The sequence below is a fragment of the Cellulomonas gelida genome (assembly GCF_006538725.1).
In the GTDB taxonomy this organism is placed as follows: Bacteria; Actinomycetota; Actinomycetes; order Actinomycetales; family Cellulomonadaceae; genus Cellulomonas; species Cellulomonas gelida.
In genome coordinates this window covers 126,459-144,329 of sequence record NZ_BJLQ01000003.1, presented here as the reverse complement: position 1 = coordinate 144,329, position 17,871 = coordinate 126,459, and the positions used below count along the sequence as shown (strand labels likewise).

Annotated in this window: 10 protein-coding genes; 6 read left to right on the top strand and 4 right to left on the bottom strand. The window is 75.3% G+C overall.

Annotated elements, in window-relative coordinates; translation table 11 throughout:
- The first annotated feature begins 60 nt into the window (after positions 1–60).
- From recC to recD, 3 genes are read left to right on the top strand one after another with little or no spacing between them, the layout of a single operon-like run.
- Positions 61–3,561: an exodeoxyribonuclease V subunit gamma gene (recC, locus tag CGE01nite_RS02080; protein WP_229747455.1), complete on the top strand. Its 3,501-nt coding sequence runs from the start codon at positions 61–63 to the stop codon at positions 3,559–3,561.
- A complete protein-coding gene (locus tag CGE01nite_RS02075) occupies positions 3,558–7,013 on the top strand; it encodes a UvrD-helicase domain-containing protein (RefSeq protein WP_307722625.1) in 3,456 nt (1,151 codons plus the stop codon). The genes recC and CGE01nite_RS02075 overlap by 4 nt, the downstream gene beginning before the upstream one ends.
- The gene (recD, locus tag CGE01nite_RS02070; protein ID WP_141368686.1) at positions 7,010–8,884 is read left to right on the top strand and encodes an exodeoxyribonuclease V subunit alpha; all 1,875 of its coding nucleotides are present in this window, start codon (positions 7,010–7,012) and stop codon (positions 8,882–8,884) included. Before CGE01nite_RS02075 ends, recD begins: the two co-directional genes overlap by 4 nt.
- A 20-nt stretch (positions 8,885–8,904) precedes the next feature.
- Here recD and CGE01nite_RS02065 read toward each other — a convergent pair whose 3' ends face one another.
- The 4 genes from CGE01nite_RS02065 to CGE01nite_RS02050 form a co-directional block, all read right to left on the bottom strand.
- Positions 8,905–9,666 carry an alpha/beta hydrolase gene (locus CGE01nite_RS02065; RefSeq protein ID WP_048343919.1) on the bottom strand — a complete coding sequence of 254 codons (762 nt, stop codon included), beginning with the start codon at positions 9,664–9,666 and terminating at the stop codon, positions 8,905–8,907.
- Between the two features lie 75 nt (positions 9,667–9,741).
- A complete protein-coding gene (locus CGE01nite_RS02060) occupies positions 9,742–10,914 on the bottom strand; it encodes a glycoside hydrolase family 6 protein (protein ID WP_141368684.1) in 1,173 nt (390 codons plus the stop codon).
- Between the two features lie 133 nt (positions 10,915–11,047).
- A complete protein-coding gene (locus CGE01nite_RS02055; RefSeq protein WP_048343918.1) occupies positions 11,048–11,347 on the bottom strand; it encodes a DUF1905 domain-containing protein in 300 nt (99 codons plus the stop codon).
- A gap of 146 nt (positions 11,348–11,493) precedes the next feature.
- Positions 11,494–12,966, bottom strand: coding sequence for a glutamate synthase subunit beta (locus tag CGE01nite_RS02050; RefSeq protein WP_048343917.1), 1,473 nt, complete (start codon positions 12,964–12,966; stop codon positions 11,494–11,496).
- A 246-nt stretch (positions 12,967–13,212) separates the two neighbouring features.
- Between CGE01nite_RS02050 and CGE01nite_RS02045 the strand changes: the two genes are divergently transcribed.
- The 3 genes from CGE01nite_RS02045 (at position 13,213) to CGE01nite_RS02035 (ending at position 17,835) form a co-directional block, all read left to right on the top strand.
- Complete coding sequence (locus tag CGE01nite_RS02045; protein ID WP_082156478.1) at positions 13,213–15,129, top strand: DUF4914 family protein; 1,917 nt, start codon at positions 13,213–13,215, stop codon at positions 15,127–15,129.
- Between the two features lie 136 nt (positions 15,130–15,265).
- The gene (gene dinB / locus CGE01nite_RS02040) at positions 15,266–16,492 is read left to right on the top strand and encodes a DNA polymerase IV (protein WP_218022588.1); all 1,227 of its coding nucleotides are present in this window, start codon (positions 15,266–15,268) and stop codon (positions 16,490–16,492) included.
- Between the two features lie 236 nt (positions 16,493–16,728).
- Positions 16,729–17,835, top strand: coding sequence for a GmrSD restriction endonuclease domain-containing protein (locus CGE01nite_RS02035; RefSeq protein ID WP_229747456.1), 1,107 nt, complete (start codon positions 16,729–16,731; stop codon positions 17,833–17,835).
- Positions 17,836–17,871: the final 36 nt, after the last annotated feature.

Genomic DNA, 17,871 nt, shown 5'->3' with positions numbered 1-17,871 from the left:
GTCCACAGGGTACGGGCGCGCTCGCGACGTCTGTGGGACCGGGTGGCTAGGGTGCCAGACGTGGACGACGAGGGCGGCAACCGCGACGGCGAGGCCGCCACGAGTCGGCCGGGTGGGCTGCGCGTGCACGTCGCCGAGCGGGCGGACGCACTGGTGGCCGCGCTGGCCGACGAGCTCGCGGCGCCCGTCGCGGACCCGTTCACGGCCGACCTCGTCGCCGTGCCGACGCGGGGCGTCGAGCGGTGGGTGAGCCAACGGCTCGCACACCGGCTGGGGGCCGGCGGCGCGGAGGACGGCGTGTGCGCGAACGTCCGGTTCGACTCCCCCGCGCGCGTCGTGGCCGACGTCCTCGCCGCGACCGGCGGCGTCGCGTGGGACGCCGACCCGTGGCGGCCGGAGAACCTCGCGTGGCACGTGCTCGCCGTGATCGACGAGCACGCCGCGTCGCCGTGGCTGCGGACCGTCGCCCGGCACCTGGGCGCTCGTGGCGGCGCGCCGTCGTCGCCGGCCTCACCCGTGCCGAGCGGCGACGAGCTGCGCGCGGGCCGTCGGATGCATCTCGCGCAGCGGCTCGCACGGCTCCTCGTCGCGTACGACGTGCGACGTCCGGCGCTGGCCCGGTCGTGGACCGCGGGTGTGGACGACGACGGAGCGGGCGCGCCGCTGCCCGCCGACCTCGCGTGGCAGCCGGTGCTGTGGCGGGCACTGGTCGAGCGCCTCGGCCCGCCGCCCGCTGTGCGGCTCGACGCGGCGGCGGCGCGGCTCGTCCAGCAGCCCGGGCTCGTGGACCTGCCGGACCGGCTGCACGTGTTCGGCCCGACCGCGCTGCCCGCCGGGCACCTGACGGTCCTCGCCGCGCTCGCCCAGCAGCGCGACGTGCACCTGTGGCTCCCGGCGCCGTCCCTGACCCTGTGGCGTGCGATCGGCCCTCTCGGCGCGACGCAGCGCAGGCGCGAGCGCCCGCCGGTCGCCCGGCACCCGATGCTCCGGTCGATGGCGAACGACGCGGTCGAGCTCGCGGCGCGCGTCAAGGCGTACCAGCCACTGGTCACCGAAGTCGCGGCGCCGCCTCCTGCGCCGACCCTGCTCGGGGAGCTCCAGACGCGGCTGCACGCGGACGCGACCGACGGCTCGGTCCCGCCCCGGCCGGCCGGGTCCGACGACCGCTCCGTCCAGGTGCACGCGTGCCACGGGCGGTCCCGGCAGGTCGAGGTGCTGCGGGACGTCGTCGTCGGGCTGCTCGCCGACGACCCCACCCTCGAACCGCGCGACGTCATCGTCCTGTGCCCGGACGTCGAGGCGTTCGCCCCGCTCGTCCACGCGGTGTTCGGCCCGACGCCCGAGGTCCCGGGGCCCGGTGGGCCCGCGGCGTCGGCCGCGCCCGAGCACCCCGGACGGACGCTGCGCGTCCGCATCGCCGACCGTTCGCCCGTGCGCGCCAACCCCGTGCTCGCCGTCGTCGCGGCGCTGCTCGAGCTCGCGGACTCGCGCGTCACCGCGTCCGCGGTCGTCGACCTCGCCGGCCAGGAGCCCGTGCGGCGCCGGTTCGCGCTCGACGACGAGGCGCTCGACCGGCTGCGGGCGTGGGCGCTCGAGTCGGGCGTGCACTGGGGTGAGGACGTCGAGCGGCGGGCTCGGTTCCACCTGGGCGCCGTGCCGCAGGGCACGTGGTCCGCGGCGCTCGACCGGCTCCTGCTCGGCGTCGCGATGGCCGAGGAGGGTCAGCGGTTCGTCGGCGCGGTCCTGCCGGTCGACGACGTCGGCTCGTCCGACGTGGTGCTCGTCGGCCGCGTCGCGGAGCTGCTGGACCGGCTCACCGCGGTGCTCGCCGACCTGGCGGGTGCGCACCCCGCGACGCACTGGTTCGACGCCCTCGACCGCGCGCTCGTGCTCCTGACCGCGGTCACCCCGGCCGACCGGTGGCAGCAGCACGAGGCCGTCCGCGTGCTCGCCGAGGCCCGGGCCGACGCCGCCGGGCACGACGGCGCGCTGCGGCTGCCCGACGTCGTCGCGCTGCTCGGTCCGCGCCTCGCGGGCCGGCCCACGCGCGCCGGCTTCCGCACCGGGGCGCTCACGGTGTGCTCGCTCGCGCCGATGCGCGCGGTGCCGCACCGCGTCGTCGTGCTGCTCGGCATGGACGACGGGGCCTTCCCGCGCGGCGGTCGCCGCGACGGCGACGACGTGCTGGCCCGGGACCCGCTCGTCGGGGAGCGGGACCGCAGGCAGGAGGACCGCCAGCTCTTCCTCGACGCGGTGACCAGCGCGACCGACCACCTCGTGGTCCTCTACACGGGCGCCGACGAGCGCACGGGTGCGCACCGGCCACCCTGCGTGCCCGTCGGCGAGCTCCTCGACGCGCTCGGCGCCACGGCGACGGCCCAGGAGATGCCCGCGTCCGACGGCCCGCGGCGGTCGCTCGTGGTCGAGCACCCGCTGCAGCCGGTCGACCCGCGCGTCTTCGAGCCCGGCGCACTGGGCCGGCCCGGCCCGTTCGGCTTCGACGAGCTCGACCTCGCCGCTGCGCGCGCCCTCATCCGTCCGCGGGTCCCGGCCGGCCCGCTCGTGCCCACGCCCCTGCCGGACCCTGCCGACGCGGGCACCGCGTACGACCTGGAGGACCTCGTCCGCGTGCTCGAGCACGCGCCCCGTGCGTTCTTCACGCAACGCCTCGGCGTGCAGCTCCCGAGCGACACCCCGCAGCTCGACGACCGCATGCCGCTCGAGCTCGCCCCGCTCGCGCGCTGGAGCATCGGGGACCGTCTGCTGACGGCCACGCTCGAGGGCGCCGACCTGGCCACCGCCGCGGACGCCGAGCGACGCCGGGGTCACCTGCCGCCGCGCGAGCTGGGCGGCGCGACGCTCACCCGGATCCTCGACGACGCGGTGCCGATCCGTGAGGCCGTCGACCCGTTCCTGACCGCCGACCCGGCCACGTACGACGTCCGCGTGACCGTCGCGGGCCGTGAGCTCACCGGCACGGTCCGTGGCGTGCACGGCGGTCGTCTGGTGCGGGCCGTCTTCTCGCAGCTCTCGGCGAAGCACGTGCTGCGCTCCTGGGTGCAGCTCCTCGCGCTCGTCGCGAGCGACGACGCGGGCTCGCGGCCCGCGGTGCGCTCGGCCGTGACGGTCGGCCGCGGGCGCGCCGGTGCGACCACGACGACCCTGCGCGCGCCCGCACCCGAGCACGCGGTCGCGGTGCTCGCCGAGCTGCTGGCGGTCCGCGACGAGGCGCTGCGCGAGCCGATCCCGTTGCTCACGAAGACGAGCCACGTGTATGCCCGCAAGCGCTGGGAGCGCGACTCGACGAGCGTCGCGCTGTCCGCCGCCCGGGCGGAGCTGGGCACGCCCGAGGCCGCCGAGAACGGGCGGGGCGGGTTCGAGAGCGTCGACCCGTACCACCTCCTCGCCTGGGGCGAGGGGTTCGAGCTCACCGACGCGCTGGGCGAGCCCACGCCCGCCGACCGCGCTGCCCGGCCCGAGGAAGCCACGCGGTTCGGCGCGCTCGCGTCTCGCGTGTGGCGCGAGGTGTTCGTCGCCGACACCTTCGAGGAGGCGCCGTGACGACCGACCGCGAGCGCACGGCGCCCGACGGTCCCGTGCCTGCCGGCCCTGTGCCCGACGCCCCTCGGCCCGAGGTCCCGGTGTTCGACGTGCGCGGTCCGCTGCCCGGGGTCGAGACCGTGGTGCTCGAGGCGAGCGCCGGGACCGGCAAGACGTGGACGATCGCGTCGCTGGCGGTGCGGTACGTCGCCGAGCTCGACGTCCGACTGCCGGAGCTGCTGCTCGTGACGTTCGGCCGCGCCGCGACCACCGAGCTGCGCGACCGCGTGCGCTCGCGGCTCGTGGAGGTCGAGCGTGCGCTGCGGTCCGACGACGCGCGCTCCTCGTCGGACGACGTCGTCGCCCTGCTCGCGGACGCAGGTCCCGACGAGGTCGAGGTCCGACGCGCGCGGCTCGCGCGTGCGCTCGCCGAGTTCGACGCCGCGACCATCACCACGACGCACGGCTTCTGCCAGCAGATGCTCGCGATGCTCGGCACGACCGCGGACGTCGACCACGACGCGACCCTGCTGCCCGACGTCGCCGACCTCGAGGCGGAGGTCGTCGACGACCTGTACCTGCGCAAGTACGCGCCGGAGGCGTCGCCGCTCGTCTCGATCGCCGACGCGCGCGAGCTCGCGCACGCCGCGATCTCGGACCCGGTCGCGGACCTCGAGCCGTCGGACGCCGAGCCGGGCACGCCCGCGTACGACCGGTACCGGTTCGCGCAGGTCGCGGTGCAGGAGATGGAGCGGCGCAAGCGCGCCGGTGGCGTCGTCGACTACGACGACCTGCTGACGCTCCTGCGCCGGGCACTGACCGACGAGCACACGGGTCGCGACGCGCGCGAGCGCGTGCGCACGGCGTTCCGGGTCGTCATGGTCGACGAGTTCCAGGACACCGACCCGACGCAGTGGGAGATCCTGCGCGCGGCGTTCCACGCGCACCGCACGCTCATCCTCATCGGCGACCCGAAGCAGGCGATCTACGCGTTCCGCGGTGCGGACGTCGTGACCTACCTCGTCGCGGCGAGCAGCGCGCGCCAGGCGACGCTCGCGCGCAACCACCGTGCCGACCCGGCGGTGCTCGCCGGACTGCGCCCGCTGCTGCAGGGCGCCGCGCTGGGCGACCCGCGCATCGTCGTGCGGCCGGTCGAGGCCCAGCGCACGGGACGGCGCCTCGCCGGTGGCCCACCCGTGCTGCTCCGCCAGGTGACCCGCGAGGCGCTGGGCGTGACGAAGCTCCCGGCGATCGGCCCGCTGCGCGAGCTCCTCTACGCCGACGTCGCGGCGCAGGTGGTGCAGACCCTGACGACGCACCGGATCACGGCGCCGGACGGGAGCGACGCGCGCCCCGTGCGACCCGCCGACATCGCGGTGCTCGTGCGCAGGAACAAGGACGCGCGCGCGGTGCAGCGCTCGCTCGGGGCCGCGGGGGTGCCCGCCGTGATCTCGGGCCTGGCGAGCGTGTTCGACACGCGCGCGGCCCAGCACTGGCTCACGTTCCTGTCGGCACTCGCCCGGCCCGACGACCCGCGGCTCGCGGGCGGCGCGGCGCTCACGCCGTTCCTCGGCTGGACGGCGGCCGAGCTCGCGCTGGCCGACGACGACGCGCGCGACCTGCTCGCGGAGCGCGTCCGCACGTGGTCGGGCACGCTCGCGTCGCACGGCGTGGCTGCGCTGCTCGAGGCAGCCGCGGCCACGGGCATGCGCGAGCGGGTCATCCGCACGCAGGACGGCGAGCGCGAGCTGACCGACCTGCGCCACGTCGGCGAGGCGCTGCACGCGCAGGCCGTGCGCGACGGGCTCGGCGCGACCGCGCTGCTCGAGTGGCTACGTGCGCGCATCGACGAGGCCGCACGCGACTACGCCGAGGAACGCAGCAGGCGGCTGCAGACCGACGCGGCGGCCGTGCAGGTCATCACCGTGCACGCGAGCAAGGGGCTGCAGTTCCCGGTGACGCTCGTGCCGTTCGCATGGGACACCTGGGTGCGGTCGGACCCGCAGGTCCTGCGCTTCCACCGCGACGACACCCGCACGCTCCACGTGGGCGGCAAGGGCAGCCCGGGGTACGACGACGGGGTGATCGCACACCAGCAGGACGAAGCGGGCGAGCAGCTGCGCCTGACGTACGTCGCGCTCACACGCGCGCACAGCCAGGTGGTCGTGTGGTGGGCACCGAGCCGCAACGCCGAACGCAGCCCGTTGTCCCGCCTGCTGCTGGCGCCGCGCACCGCCGACGGGACGCCCGCACCCGCGGTCGTGCCGGTCCCGAGCGACGACGCGGTCGCCGAGGCGCTCACCGCGCTGGCCGCGCCCACGGGCGGGGCGCTCGTGCACGAGGTCATGACCGCGCCGCGGGCGGCTGCGCGCTGGGTGCCCGAGCCGGTCGATCCGCCCACGCTCGAGCTCGCCCGGCTGGGGCGCACGCTCGACACGGGCTGGCGCCGCACGTCGTACACCGGTCTGACCTCCGCGCCGTACGACGCGCGCCACCACGCACCGTCGTCCGAGCCGGAGGTGACGGGTCTGCAGGACGAGCCCGACGCGACGGGCACGGGCCGCGAGCGGGCCGAGTCGACCGACGAGGCCGAGGTCCCGCCTGACGAGCTCGCGCTGCGCGCGTTCGCCTCGCCGATGGCGGACCTGCCCGCGGGCACCACGTTCGGCACGCTCGTGCACCACGTGCTCGAGAACGTCGACACGCGTGCACCGGACCTCGCCGCCGAGGTCGCCGTCCGCTGCGCCGAGGCCGACCCGGGCGGTGCGCTGCCCGGCGGCCCGGACGCGCTCGCCGCGGCACTGCTGCCCTCGCTGCGCACGCCGCTCGGCCCGCTCGCAGGCGGGCGCTCGCTCGCCGAGATCGCCCCGTCCGACCGCCTGCCCGAGCTGGACTTCGAGCTCCCGCTCGCGGGCGGCGACGGTGTGGCCCGCCGAGCCGGGACGCTGCGCGGCATCGGCGCGCTCCTGCGCACGCACCTGACCCCGACCGACCCGTTCGTCGACTACGCCGACCGTCTCGACGACCCGGCGCTGTCGACGAGCAGCCTGCGCGGCTACCTCACCGGCAGCATCGACGCGGTGCTGCGCGTGCCCGCCCCGGACGTCCCGGGGCAGCACACGCACCTCGTCGTCGACTACAAGACGAACCGGCTCGGGTCGTGGGAGCAGCCGCTCAGCGCGTGGGACTACCGTCCCGCAAGCCTGGTCGACGCGATGGTCGAGCACCACTACCCCCTGCAGCTCCTGCTGTACTCGGCCGCCCTGCACCGGTTCCTGCGCTGGCGCGTGCGCGACTACGACCCGCACGTGCACCTCGGCGGCGGCCTCTACCTGTTCGTGCGGGGCATGCTCGGCCCGGAGACGCCCGTCGTCGACGGACCCGGCGGTCCGACGCCCACCGGTGTCCTGGCGTGGCGTCCACCGACCGCTCTCGTGCTCGACCTCTCCGACCTGCTGGCGGGTGCCCGATGACCGATCCGAGCGCGCTGAGCGCGACGTCGCTCGCCGGCGCGTCGCTGACCGGCACGACGAACTCCCTCGACGCATCGCCCGACGTGCCCTGGCGGGTTCACGGCCTTCTCGCGCCCTTCGTCGCCGCACGCGTGCTGACCTCGGCGGACGTGCACGTCGCACGTCGCGTCGCGGGCCTGTGCGGCGAGGACGACGAGCGCGTGCACCTCGCGGCGGCGCTGACCGTCCGGGCGCTGCGCGCGGGCTCCGTGTGCGTCGACCTCGCGGCGGCACCCGGGACGGTCGTCGAGCCGGCGGACGACGAGCCGGCCGACGAACCGTCGGCCGCGGCGAGCGAAGGACGCCTCGTCGACGAGCTGCCGTGGCCCGAGCCGACCGGGTGGCCGGCCGCCGTGCGCGCGAGCGCCGCGGTCGCGGACGGTGCGGACGGGCCCGCCGACCGACCGCTGCGCTGGGCCGGCGGGCGCCTGTACCTCGACCGCTACTGGCGCGACGAGGTCGAGGTCCGCGCGCAGGTCACCGACCGGCTCGCGCCGCTCCCGGTCGACGAGGCACGCCTCGAGGCGGCCGTGCGTCGGCTGTTCCCGCAGGAGCAGGACGAACGCCAGCGCGCGGCCGTCCGGGCGGCCGCGACCTCGCGCCTGACGGTCCTGACCGGGGGCCCGGGCACGGGCAAGACGACGACGATCGCGCGGCTCGTCGCGGCGCTGCAGGACGTCGCCGGGCCGGGGCTGCGGGTGGCCCTGGCGGCGCCGACGGGCAAGGCCGCTGCCCGGTTGCAGGAGTCGGTGAACGACGAGCTGCGCGCGCTCGCGCACGACGAGGACCGCGAGCGCACCGGTGAGCTGCGCTCGAGCACCGTGCACCGGCTCCTGGGCACCCGGCCGGGCAGCAGCACGCGGTTCCGGCACGACGCACGCCAGCGACTGCCGCACGACGTGGTGGTGGTCGACGAGTGCTCGATGATGTCGCTGCCGCTCATGGCCCGCCTGCTCGAGGCCGTGCGCCCCACGTCGCGCGTGGTGCTGGTCGGCGACCCGCACCAGCTCGCGAGCGTCGAGGCGGGCGCCGTGCTCGGCGACCTGGTCGCGTCGTTGCCGCGCGGTGTCGTCGAGCTCACGCGTGAGCACCGGTTCGGCTCCGAGCTGGCCGCGCTCGCCCGCGCGATCCGTGACGGCGACGCCGACCGCGCGGTCGCCCTGCTGCGCGCGGGCGGGGACGCGATCGAGTGGGTCGAGACCGCGGGGGACGTCCCGACGGCGCGCGAGGTCGCCACGCTCGAGCACGAGGTGCGCACAGTGGGTCGCGCGCTCGTGACGGCGGCGCGCGCGGGTGACGCGGACGCGGCGCTGCTCGCGCTCGGCGCGCACCGCCTGCTGCTCGCGCACCGCCGCGGTCCGGCCGGGGTCGCGCACTGGTCGGCGGTCGCGGAGGACTGGGTGGCGCACGAGACGGGTGGCCGGTCGGCCGCGCCGTTCCCGCCCGGCCGGCCCCTGCTGGTGACGAGCAACGACCGGTCGACGGGGCTCTACAACGGCGACACGGGCGTCGTCGTCGCGACCGCCGACGGCGTGGCGGTGGCGTTCGGCGCCCCCGGCGCGCACCGGCTCGTCGCGACGCACCGGCTGCCGCCCGCGCAGAGCGTGCACGCGATGACGGTGCACCGCGGACAGGGCAGTCAGTTCACGCGCGTCAGCGTGGTGCTCCCGGCGGCCACGTCTCCCCTGCTCACGCGCGAGCTGCTGTACACCGCGGTGACGCGCGCACGCGAGCGGATCCGCGTGATCGGCACCGAGTCGGCCGTGCGTGCGGCCGTGCTGCGACGGGTCCAGCGTGCGAGCGGGCTGGGCCGACCGCTGCCGTCCTCCTGAGACGCGCTCCCGAGGGACCCTCAGCGGCCCCGGATCGGGAGCCAGTCGAGCACGTCCTGGATCGTCGCGTCCCAGTACCCCCAGTCGTGGTCGCCGGCACGGTCGACGTCGGTGCGGACGTCGATGCCGCGCGCGCGGGCCGCGTCGAGCCAGCGCAGGTTGGCCGCGTGCAGGAAGTCCTCGGTGCCGCACGCGACGGACAACGCGGGCAGCGCGGCCGGGTCCGCTGCCGCGACCAGGCCGAGCAGGTCGTCGCCTGTGCCGGGCGGGCCGCCGCCCCACACCTGCGGCACGACGGAGCGCAGACCCTGGTCGCTGACGATGTCGAGCGCACCGGACAGCGACGCGGCCGCCGCGAACCGACCGGGCTCGCGCAGCGCCCACTTGAGCGCCCCGTAGCCGCCCATCGACAGACCGGCGACGAACGTGTCCTCGCGTCGGGTCGACACGCGGAAGAACGACGAGACCAGCTCGGGCAGCTCCTGCGTCAGGTGCGTCCAGTACGCGCCGCCGTGGACCTCGTCGGCGTAGAACGACCGCCCGCCGCGCGGCATGACGACCGCGAGTCCCTTCTCGGCGGCGTACCGCTCGATCGAGGTGCGACGGGTCCAGATCGTCTCGTCGTCGGACAAGCCGTGCAGCAGGTAGAGCACGGGTGGCGGCGCGTCGTCGGCCACGCCGCTCAGGCCGATCTGTGACCTGGTCGCCTGCGGCAGCAGCACGGTCATCGCGGTGCTGACCTGCAGCACGTCGGAGAAGAAGTGGCAGGTCACAAGCGCCATCGCGGCCTCCTGGTCGTCGTCGCGCCCAGCCTGCCACGCCCGGCCCGGCCGTGTCCGCGCCCCGCGCGCCCCCGACTAGGTGCGGCGGTACTTCACGAGCTCGAGCGCGCCGGCCTCCCACCACTGCCCCGCTCCGGGTGCGCCGTGGCACGGCCCGTCGGACTCGCCGGGGAGCTTGATCCACAGCAGCGCGTCGAGCGCGCCGCCGCTCGTGAAGGTCCGCGGGTGCGCGCCCAGACCGCGCTTCGGCGGGTTGCACCACTCGCCGTCCGCCATGGGGCCGCGGCCGTTGCGCGACGTGTCGATCACGTAGTGCCGGTGCGACGCCGACACGCCGGCGGCCGCGAGCCGGGCGGCGACCTTGGCGGCGTACGCCTTCTCGCTCGTCGTGAAGCCGAAGTTCGAGATGTTCGTGGCGAAGCCACGCGCGTAGGCGATCCCGCCGGCGCGCAGCCGCTTCGCGGTGTCCGCCGGGGTGCGCCAGCGCGCGTTTCCCGCCTCCAGGTACACCCACGCGCCGGTCGCCGCGAGCTCCTTGGTCGCGTTGCGGATGAGCCGGTCGCGGCGGGCGTCGGCCGCGTCGTCGTCGCAGTCGAGCATGAGCGCGTCGGGCTCGAGCACGACGAGCGCGCGCGACGACCCGCGGACCGCACCGTCGGTCAGCCCCTTGGCGACCTGCGTGATCCAGCGCGGGTAGGTCTTCTCGGTGAAGCCGCCCGCCGAGTACAGGCCGCAGTCCCGACCAGGGATCGCGTACAGCACCAGCACCGGCGTCTGCGACTTCGCGCGCGCCGCTCGTACGTAGCCGGCGACCTCCGAACGGGTCGCGCCGACCGTCGTCCAGTCGCCGAACCACCGGGCCTGCGGGACCGTCGAGATGAGCGAGAGCCGCTTCGCCACCGACGTCCGGCCCGCGGCGCGCGCGGCGTCGACCGCGGCGGCGGCCTGCGTGTCGGGGTCGAGGTAGAGCTTCTGCGTCAGCCGCGGCGAGGCCGCGACGGCCGCCGCGCCCGACGAACCGTCCGACGACGCCATGCCGTCCGACAACACCACGCCGTCCGACAACACCACGCCGTCGGACACCACCACGCCGTCGGACACCACCGAGCCGTCCGTCAGTCCGGGGCCCTGCGCGGGCTCCGCCGCGTGCGCGGGTGGCACCAGCCCGACGAGCCCGACGACGAGGGCGGCCACGGGCAGAGCAGAGCGGACAGGCAGGGCGGTGAGGCGCGTGCGGCGACGGGTCACCCGCTCGAGGCTAGCGGCCGATCCAGACGCCCGTCACTGCTTGGCAGCACCCTCACCTGAGCAGCGTTCCCTCACGGCAGCGTTCGCTCACGGCAGCTCTCGGTCACGCATCTCTCGGTCACGCATCTCTCGGTCACGGCAGGTCGACGAGGCGGAGCCGGATGCGTGCGACGTCGCCCGCCTCGATCGACTCCTTGCGGCGGACCGCGGCCTTGAGCGGCAGCACGTAGGTCTCCGCGCCCGGGAAGATCGACGTGCGCCAGGTCGTCGTCCCGATCGTCACCTCGACGCGGACCGACCCGAACCCTCGGGAGACCCCCTCGGCGGCGTCGGCGATCTCGTCGGCCACGTCCGTCGGCAGGTCCGCGAACGTCCACGAGTCGTGCTTGCGTGCGTCCCAGAGGCGCAGCGCGGCCTCGAACTCGACTTCCACACCCCCATGGTGCCCGCCCCCACCGACACGCCCCACCGCACCGACCCAGCACCTGCTCGCGGATGCCGCCGCCACAGCCTGCGCATTCGCTGCCTCGCGCCGCGTGGGCCACGCTCAGGAGCGCCCGGAGCGGGACGGGCGGCGAGCTACGGGCGCAGCGAGATGGTGGAGGCGGTGACCGGCGACGGGAGCGCCGTGGCGCCGGTCAGGTAGCGGTCGACCGACGAGGCCGCGGCGCGACCCTCCGCGATCGCCCACACGACGAGCGACTGCCCGCGGCCGCAGTCGCCGGCCACGAAGACACCGGGTGTCGAGGTCGCGAACTCGTCGTCGCGCACGAACGCGCCGCGCGCGTCGACGTCGAGCCCGAGAGCGTCCGCGAGCGCGCCGCGCTCCGGCCCGACGAAGCCGAGCGCGAGGACGACGAGCTGCGCCGGGAGGACGCGCTCGGTGCCCGCCACGGGCTCGAAGCGCCCGTCGACGCGCTCGACCTCGACGAGACGCAGACCGGCCACCCGACCCTCGTCGTCGCCGACGACCTCCTGCGTGCTGACGGCGAAGACGCGCGTGCCGCCCTCCTCGTGCGAGGTGGAGACCTTGAAGACGGTCGGGTACGTGGGCCATGGCTGCTCGGCGGGCCGCTCGTGCGGCGGCTCGGGCAGGATCTCGAGCTGCGTGATCGACCGGGCGCCCTGGCGCACGGCGGTCCCGACGCAGTCCGCCCCGGTGTCCCCGCCGCCGACGACGACGACGTCGAGCCCGGTCGCGACGGGCGCCCCGGGGACGGGCTCGCCGACGGCCGCGTGGTTCGCGGGCACCAGGTAGTCCATCGCGGGCAGGACGCCGCGCAGCGACCTGCCGGGCACCGGGAGGTCGCGCGGGACGGTCGAGCCGACGGTCACGACGACCGCGTCGTGCCGCGCGAGCAGCTCGGCACCGGTGACGTCCACGCCGACCTCGACGCCGCAGCGGAACACGGTGCCCTCGGCGCGCATGAGGTCGATCCGCCGCTCGACGACGTCCGCGGGCAGCTTGTACTCGGGGATGCCGAACCGCAGCAGCCCACCGGGCGCGGTCGCGCGCTCGTAGACGCTCACGGTGTGGCCCGCGCGCGTGAGCTGCTGCGCTGCCGCCAGGCCGGCGGGCCCGGAGCCGACGACCGCGACGGTGTGACCGCTCATCCGCTGGGGCACCACGGGAACGACGAAGCCGCGGGCGAACGCCTCCTCGGCGATGCTGAGCTCGACGTGGCGGATCGTCACCGGCTCCTGGTTGAGCCCGAGCACGCACCCGGACTCGCACGGCGCGGGGCACAGCCGTCCGGTGACCTCGGGGAAGTTGTTCGTGAGGTGCAGGCGGTCGGCGGCGTCGAGCCACTGCCCGCGCCACGCGAGGTCGTTCCACTCGGGCATGAGGTTGCCGAGCGGGCACGCGTGGTGGCAGAACGGCACGCCGCAGTCCATGCACCGCCCCGCCTGCCGGTGCAGCAGCGCGAGCGCCTCGGGGTCGCCGGTCGGGTGCTCGTGCACCTCGGCCCAGTCGAGGATGCGCACCGGTACGGCACGGTCGGCGGGCAGCTCACGGCCCCGGACGCGCAGGAACCCGCGGGGATCGGCCATGGTCGCGAACGTAGACCCCGACCGTGTCCGTCTCGCCCGCCCTAGGTCCCGGGCCGGCTCGAGCATCCCGACGACGTCGTGCTGCTCCCCGATCTGCAGCCGCGCCCCGACCTGCGGCGCGGCGGGTGCATGTGACCCAGGTCCCGGGTTGTCCGGATCCGCCGGACGTAATCTCCAGGTCAAGTGCGGACCTCGCCCTGGTGTTCTGCTCGTCCACGGGTCGGGTCCCCGACGAAGGGAGCGCCCGTGGACGCCGTCTCAGCCCTGTCCGCTGTCCACCTGCCGCCCGCGGTGCGCGCCGCGGTCGAGTCCAGCCCTCGGGTCCTGGTCCCGCAGACGCGCGACGAGCTCTACCAGCTCGCGCTCGGCCCGGTCGGCGGCCCGATCCACGAGGTCGCCTACGACGTGTCGACCGACGAGGGCATGCGCCGCATCGTCGAGGCGACAGTCACCCGGTGCCGCAACGGCATGGCGGTGAACTACCCCGAGGACTACATGCGCCGGCGCGACCCGGACTGCATGCGGATCGCGGACGACCTCCCGACGGACAAGCCGCGCTACCGCGACGTCTTCGGCGAGGAGTTCGCCCCGACGAAGACCGCGACGCTCGACTGGCTCGGCGAGCAGGACCTCGTCGTCGTGCCGTTCAAGGCCGGCGGTCCGACGTTCGGCTACCCGTCGGTGGCCCTCGTGCCTGTCAACGCCGCGTTCTTCGCGGTCGCGCTCGTCGACCTGCAGGGCTGGGTGACGTTCGACGAGCTGGGCGAGTTCACGCCGCGCTCGATCCTGTACGTCGCTCCCCCGTTCCGGCACACCGCGTTCGGCGGCCGCCAGGTCGTCGTGCACGACCGCACGCCCGACCTGCACGAGGTGTTCGCGTACAACCTGTACCCGGGCCCGAGCGCCAAGAAGGGCGTGTTCTCGGTCCTGCTCGACATCGGCGAGTCGGAGGGCTGGATCACGGCGCACGCCTCGGCCGTGCGCGTGACCACGCCGTACGACAACGAGACCGTGATCATGCACGAGGGTGCGTCGGGCGGCGGCAAGTCGGAGATGTGCCAGGAGTTCCGTCGTCAGGAGGACGGCCGCATCCTGCTCGGCACCAACGTCGTGACGAAGGAGCCGTACGTCATCACGCTCGCCGAGTCGAGCGCCCTGGCGCCCGTGACCGACGACATGACGCTGTGCCACGCGTCGCTGCAGGACACCGACGGTCGTCTCGTGATCGCGGACGCCGAGGCCGGCTGGTTCGTGCGCGTCGACAACCTGCGGTCGTACGGCGAGGACACGAACTTCGAGCGCGCGTGCATCCACCCGGACAAGCCGCTCGTGTTCTTCAACATCCAGGGCGTGCCCGACGCCACGGCCCTGCCGTGGGAGCACACGCTCGACTCGACGGGCAAGCCGTGCCCGAACCCGCGCGTCGTGATCGACCGCTCGATGATCCGCGGGGTGCTGTCCGAGCCGGAGCACGTCGACGTCCGCACGTTCGGCGTGCGCATGCCGGCGTGCACGCGGGACAAGCCGTCCTACGGGATCATGGGCGTCACGCACTTCGTGCCCCCGGCGCTCGCCTGGGTGTGGCGGCTGATCGCGCCGCGCGGCGACAAGAACCCGTCGATCGGCGAGACGAAGTCCGAGAACAAGGTCATCAAGCACGGCGGCATGGTGTCCGAGGGCGTCGGCTCGTACTGGCCGTTCTCGACCGGCACCAAGGTCGCAGCGGCGAACCTGCTGCTCCGTCAGCTCGTGGACGCGTCCCGCACGCGCTACGTGCTCACCCCGAACCAGCACATCGGCGCCTACCAGGTGGGCTTCGCGGCCGAGTGGATGACCCGCGAGTACCTCGCCCGTCGCGGTGGCGGCCGGATGCGTCGCGACCAGCTCACGCCGGCGCGCTGCTCGCTGTTCGGCTACACGCTGCGTGAGATGAAGGTCGACGGTCAGCTCGTGCGGCCCACGTGGCTCGCGCCCGAGATGCAGTCGCAGGTCGGTCTCGAGGCGTACGACGAGGGCGCGGCGATCATCAACGCGTTCTTCAAGTCCGAGCTCGAGCAGTACCTCACCGACGACCTGGACCCGCTGGGGCGGGCCATCATCGAGGTCGTCCTCAAGGACGGCTCGGTCGAGGACTACGAGGCACTGACGCCCATGCACATCTGACGCCACCCCGCGTCGGGCACCACCGCGGCGACGACCGGCCCCACCGGGCGGGTCGTCGCCGCGGCCACGTCCGGGCACGGCCCTGGAGCAAGGGTGGACGTCAAACTCTGTCAGTGGCAGGTTCGAACATGTGTTCGTGACCACTCCTCAGAGCGGGCCGGCGGGGCGCGCGACGATCCTGCACGCCGACCTCGACGCGTTCTACGCATCGGTCGAGCAGCGCGACGACCCCCGCCTGCGCGCGCGGCCCGTCGCCGTGGGCGGCGGTGTGATCCTCGCGGCGTCGTACGAGGCGAAGCGCCGCGGCGTCCGCACCGCGATGGGCGGTCGGCAGGCGCGCGGGCTGTGCCCGGACCTGATCGTCGTGCCGCCGCGGTTCGACGCATACGTCGAGGCGAGCGAAGCCGTGTTCGCGATCTTCCGCGACACCACCCCGCAGGTCCAGGGCGTGTCGATCGACGAGGCGTTCCTCGACGTGCGCGGCCTGCGCCGGGTGGACCCGACCCCGCCCGTCGACCTCGGCGCACGCCTGCGGGCCCGCGTGCGCGACGAGGTCGGGCTCTCGATCACGGTCGGCGTGGCACGCACGCCGTTCCTCGCCAAGGTCGCCAGCCGCGTCGCGAAGCCGGACGGGCTGCTCCTGGTCCCGCCGGACGACGAGGCCGCGTTCCTGCACCCGCTGCCCGTCGAGACGCTGTGGGGAGTCGGTGAGACCACCGCGACGAAGCTGCGCGCGTTCGGGCTGCGCACCGCGGGCGATGTCGCGGACCTCCCCGAGGGCGTGCTGCGTGCCGTCCTCGGACCCGCCACGGGGTCGCACCTGCACGCGGTGGTGCACGGCCGCACGCCCGAGCGCGTCGTGACCGACCGCGCGCGCGGCTCCGTCGGAGCGCAACGCGCGCTCGGCCGCGGACCGCACTCCCCCGACGCGGTGCGAGCCGCGCTCCTGGGCCTGGTCGACCGCGTGTGCCGCCGCCTGCGAGCAGGGCGCCGCACGGCGCGGACGGTGGTCCTACGCCTGCGGTTCGCGGACTTCTCGCGCGCGACGAGGTCGCGCTCGCTCGCGTTCGGCACCGCCTCGTCCGACGAGCTGCGCGCGGCCGCGCTGACGCTGCTGGACTCGGCGCGCGAGCTCGTCGCGGAGCGTGGGATCACTCTCGTCGGCGTGGCCCTGACCGGGCTGGGCAGCGACGCCGTCGTGCAGCCCGCCCTCCCGCTCGACCGCTCGCACGAGGACCTCGACCGCACCACGGACGACCTCGCGCAGCGCTTCGGATCCCGCCCCCTGACGCGCGCGAGCCTGCTCGTCGTCGGCGACGGCTTCGCCGCACCCCTGCTGCCGGACCCACCCCCGGACACCTGAGGGGGCGACCCATCGCGCCAGAGAGCCCGGCACCGCGAACCAGACGATCACCGGCACCGCTCGACGGGTATCCGCTCGACGGGTATCCGCGCTACCGCGGCACATGCCCTGCCCCCAACCCCCGCCCGGGCCGGCGCTGGCCTTGGCCCTGAGAAGGCGTGGACGGCGGCTCGCCAAGCGCGCAGATCACACCGCCATCGGCTCGGGCGCACGCGCTCCACTGCCGATGTCAGGGCATGGGTGCGATGCGCGGCAAGCCGTTCGACGGTGGGTCCGCGCACCGGTGGCGACACCGGTCCGCGCGACAGTCGTCGTCCGTCGCCGTCGTGCTCGTCGGCCTCGTGGTGCTCGTCGGCCTCGTCGTCCTCGGTGCGTGCGGGTCCCTCGGGGCCGCCAGCGGCGCGCCCGCAGGTCCTGCCACGACGAGCACGCCCGGTCCCACCGACGTCCACACGGGCCAACCGGCTCCCCCGTCGTCCGACGAGACGGCCAGCAGCGCGCCCGACTCCCCCGCGGCCGGCCCGTCCGCGCCGGGCGACTCCGCACCCGGCACCGCCCCTTCGGCGTCCACCACCCCGACCGCGCTCGCCACGCTCGCGCTCCTCGAGGTCAAGGGCCGGGCGCCGCAGACCGGGTACGACCGTGAGCTGTTCGCCTACCGAGCGGTCGACCTCGACCGCAACGGGTGCGACACGCGCAACGACATCCTGCGCCGCGACCTGGTGGACCAGGCGGTGCGCGGCGACGGGTGCGTCGTCGAGTCCGGCACGCTCGTCGACCCGTACTCGGGCCGCACGATCGGCTTCGTCCGCGGGCAGGCGACGTCCGGCGACGTGCAGATCGACCACGTGGTCGCGCTGTCCGACGCGTGGCAGAAGGGCGCGCAGCGCTGGGACGCGGCGACGCGCGAGTCGTTCGGCAACGACCCGCTGAACCTGCTCGCGGTCGACGGCCCGCTCAACCAGAGCAAGGGCGCCGGAGACGCCGCGACGTGGCTGCCACCCCACCGTGCCTTCCGGTGCGCGTACGTCGCGCGGCAGGTCGCGGTGAAGCACGCGTACGGGCTCTGGGTGACGCAGGCGGAGCGCGACGCGATCGCCCGCGTGCTCGCGACGTGCCCCGACGAGCAGCTGCCCTCCGCGGGCGCGCCGACGGTGGGCACGCCCGCCGCGTCCGGTGCGCCCGAGCCGACGCCCCCACCACCGCTGTCGACAGGCGATGGCGAGGTGTACTACGCGAGCTGCGCGCAGGCGCGTGCGGCGGGCGCCGCTCCGCTGCACCGGGGCGATCCGGGCTACCGCTCGGGCCTCGACCGCGACGACGACGGCATCGCCTGCGAGTGACGCGCACGCGGGTGATCCATCGGGATTGACGATGGA

Coding starts and splice junctions, on each gene's coding strand:
- recD (WP_141368686.1), top strand. CDS start 7,010: ATGACCGATCCGAGCGCGCTGAGCGCGACGTCGCTCGCCGGCGCGTCG.
- CGE01nite_RS02065 (WP_048343919.1), bottom strand. CDS start 9,666: ATGGCGCTTGTGACCTGCCACTTCTTCTCCGACGTGCTGCAGGTCAGC.
- CGE01nite_RS02050 (WP_048343917.1), bottom strand. CDS start 12,966: ATGGCCGATCCCCGCGGGTTCCTGCGCGTCCGGGGCCGTGAGCTGCCC.
- CGE01nite_RS02035 (WP_229747456.1), top strand. CDS start 16,729: ATGGGTGCGATGCGCGGCAAGCCGTTCGACGGTGGGTCCGCGCACCGG.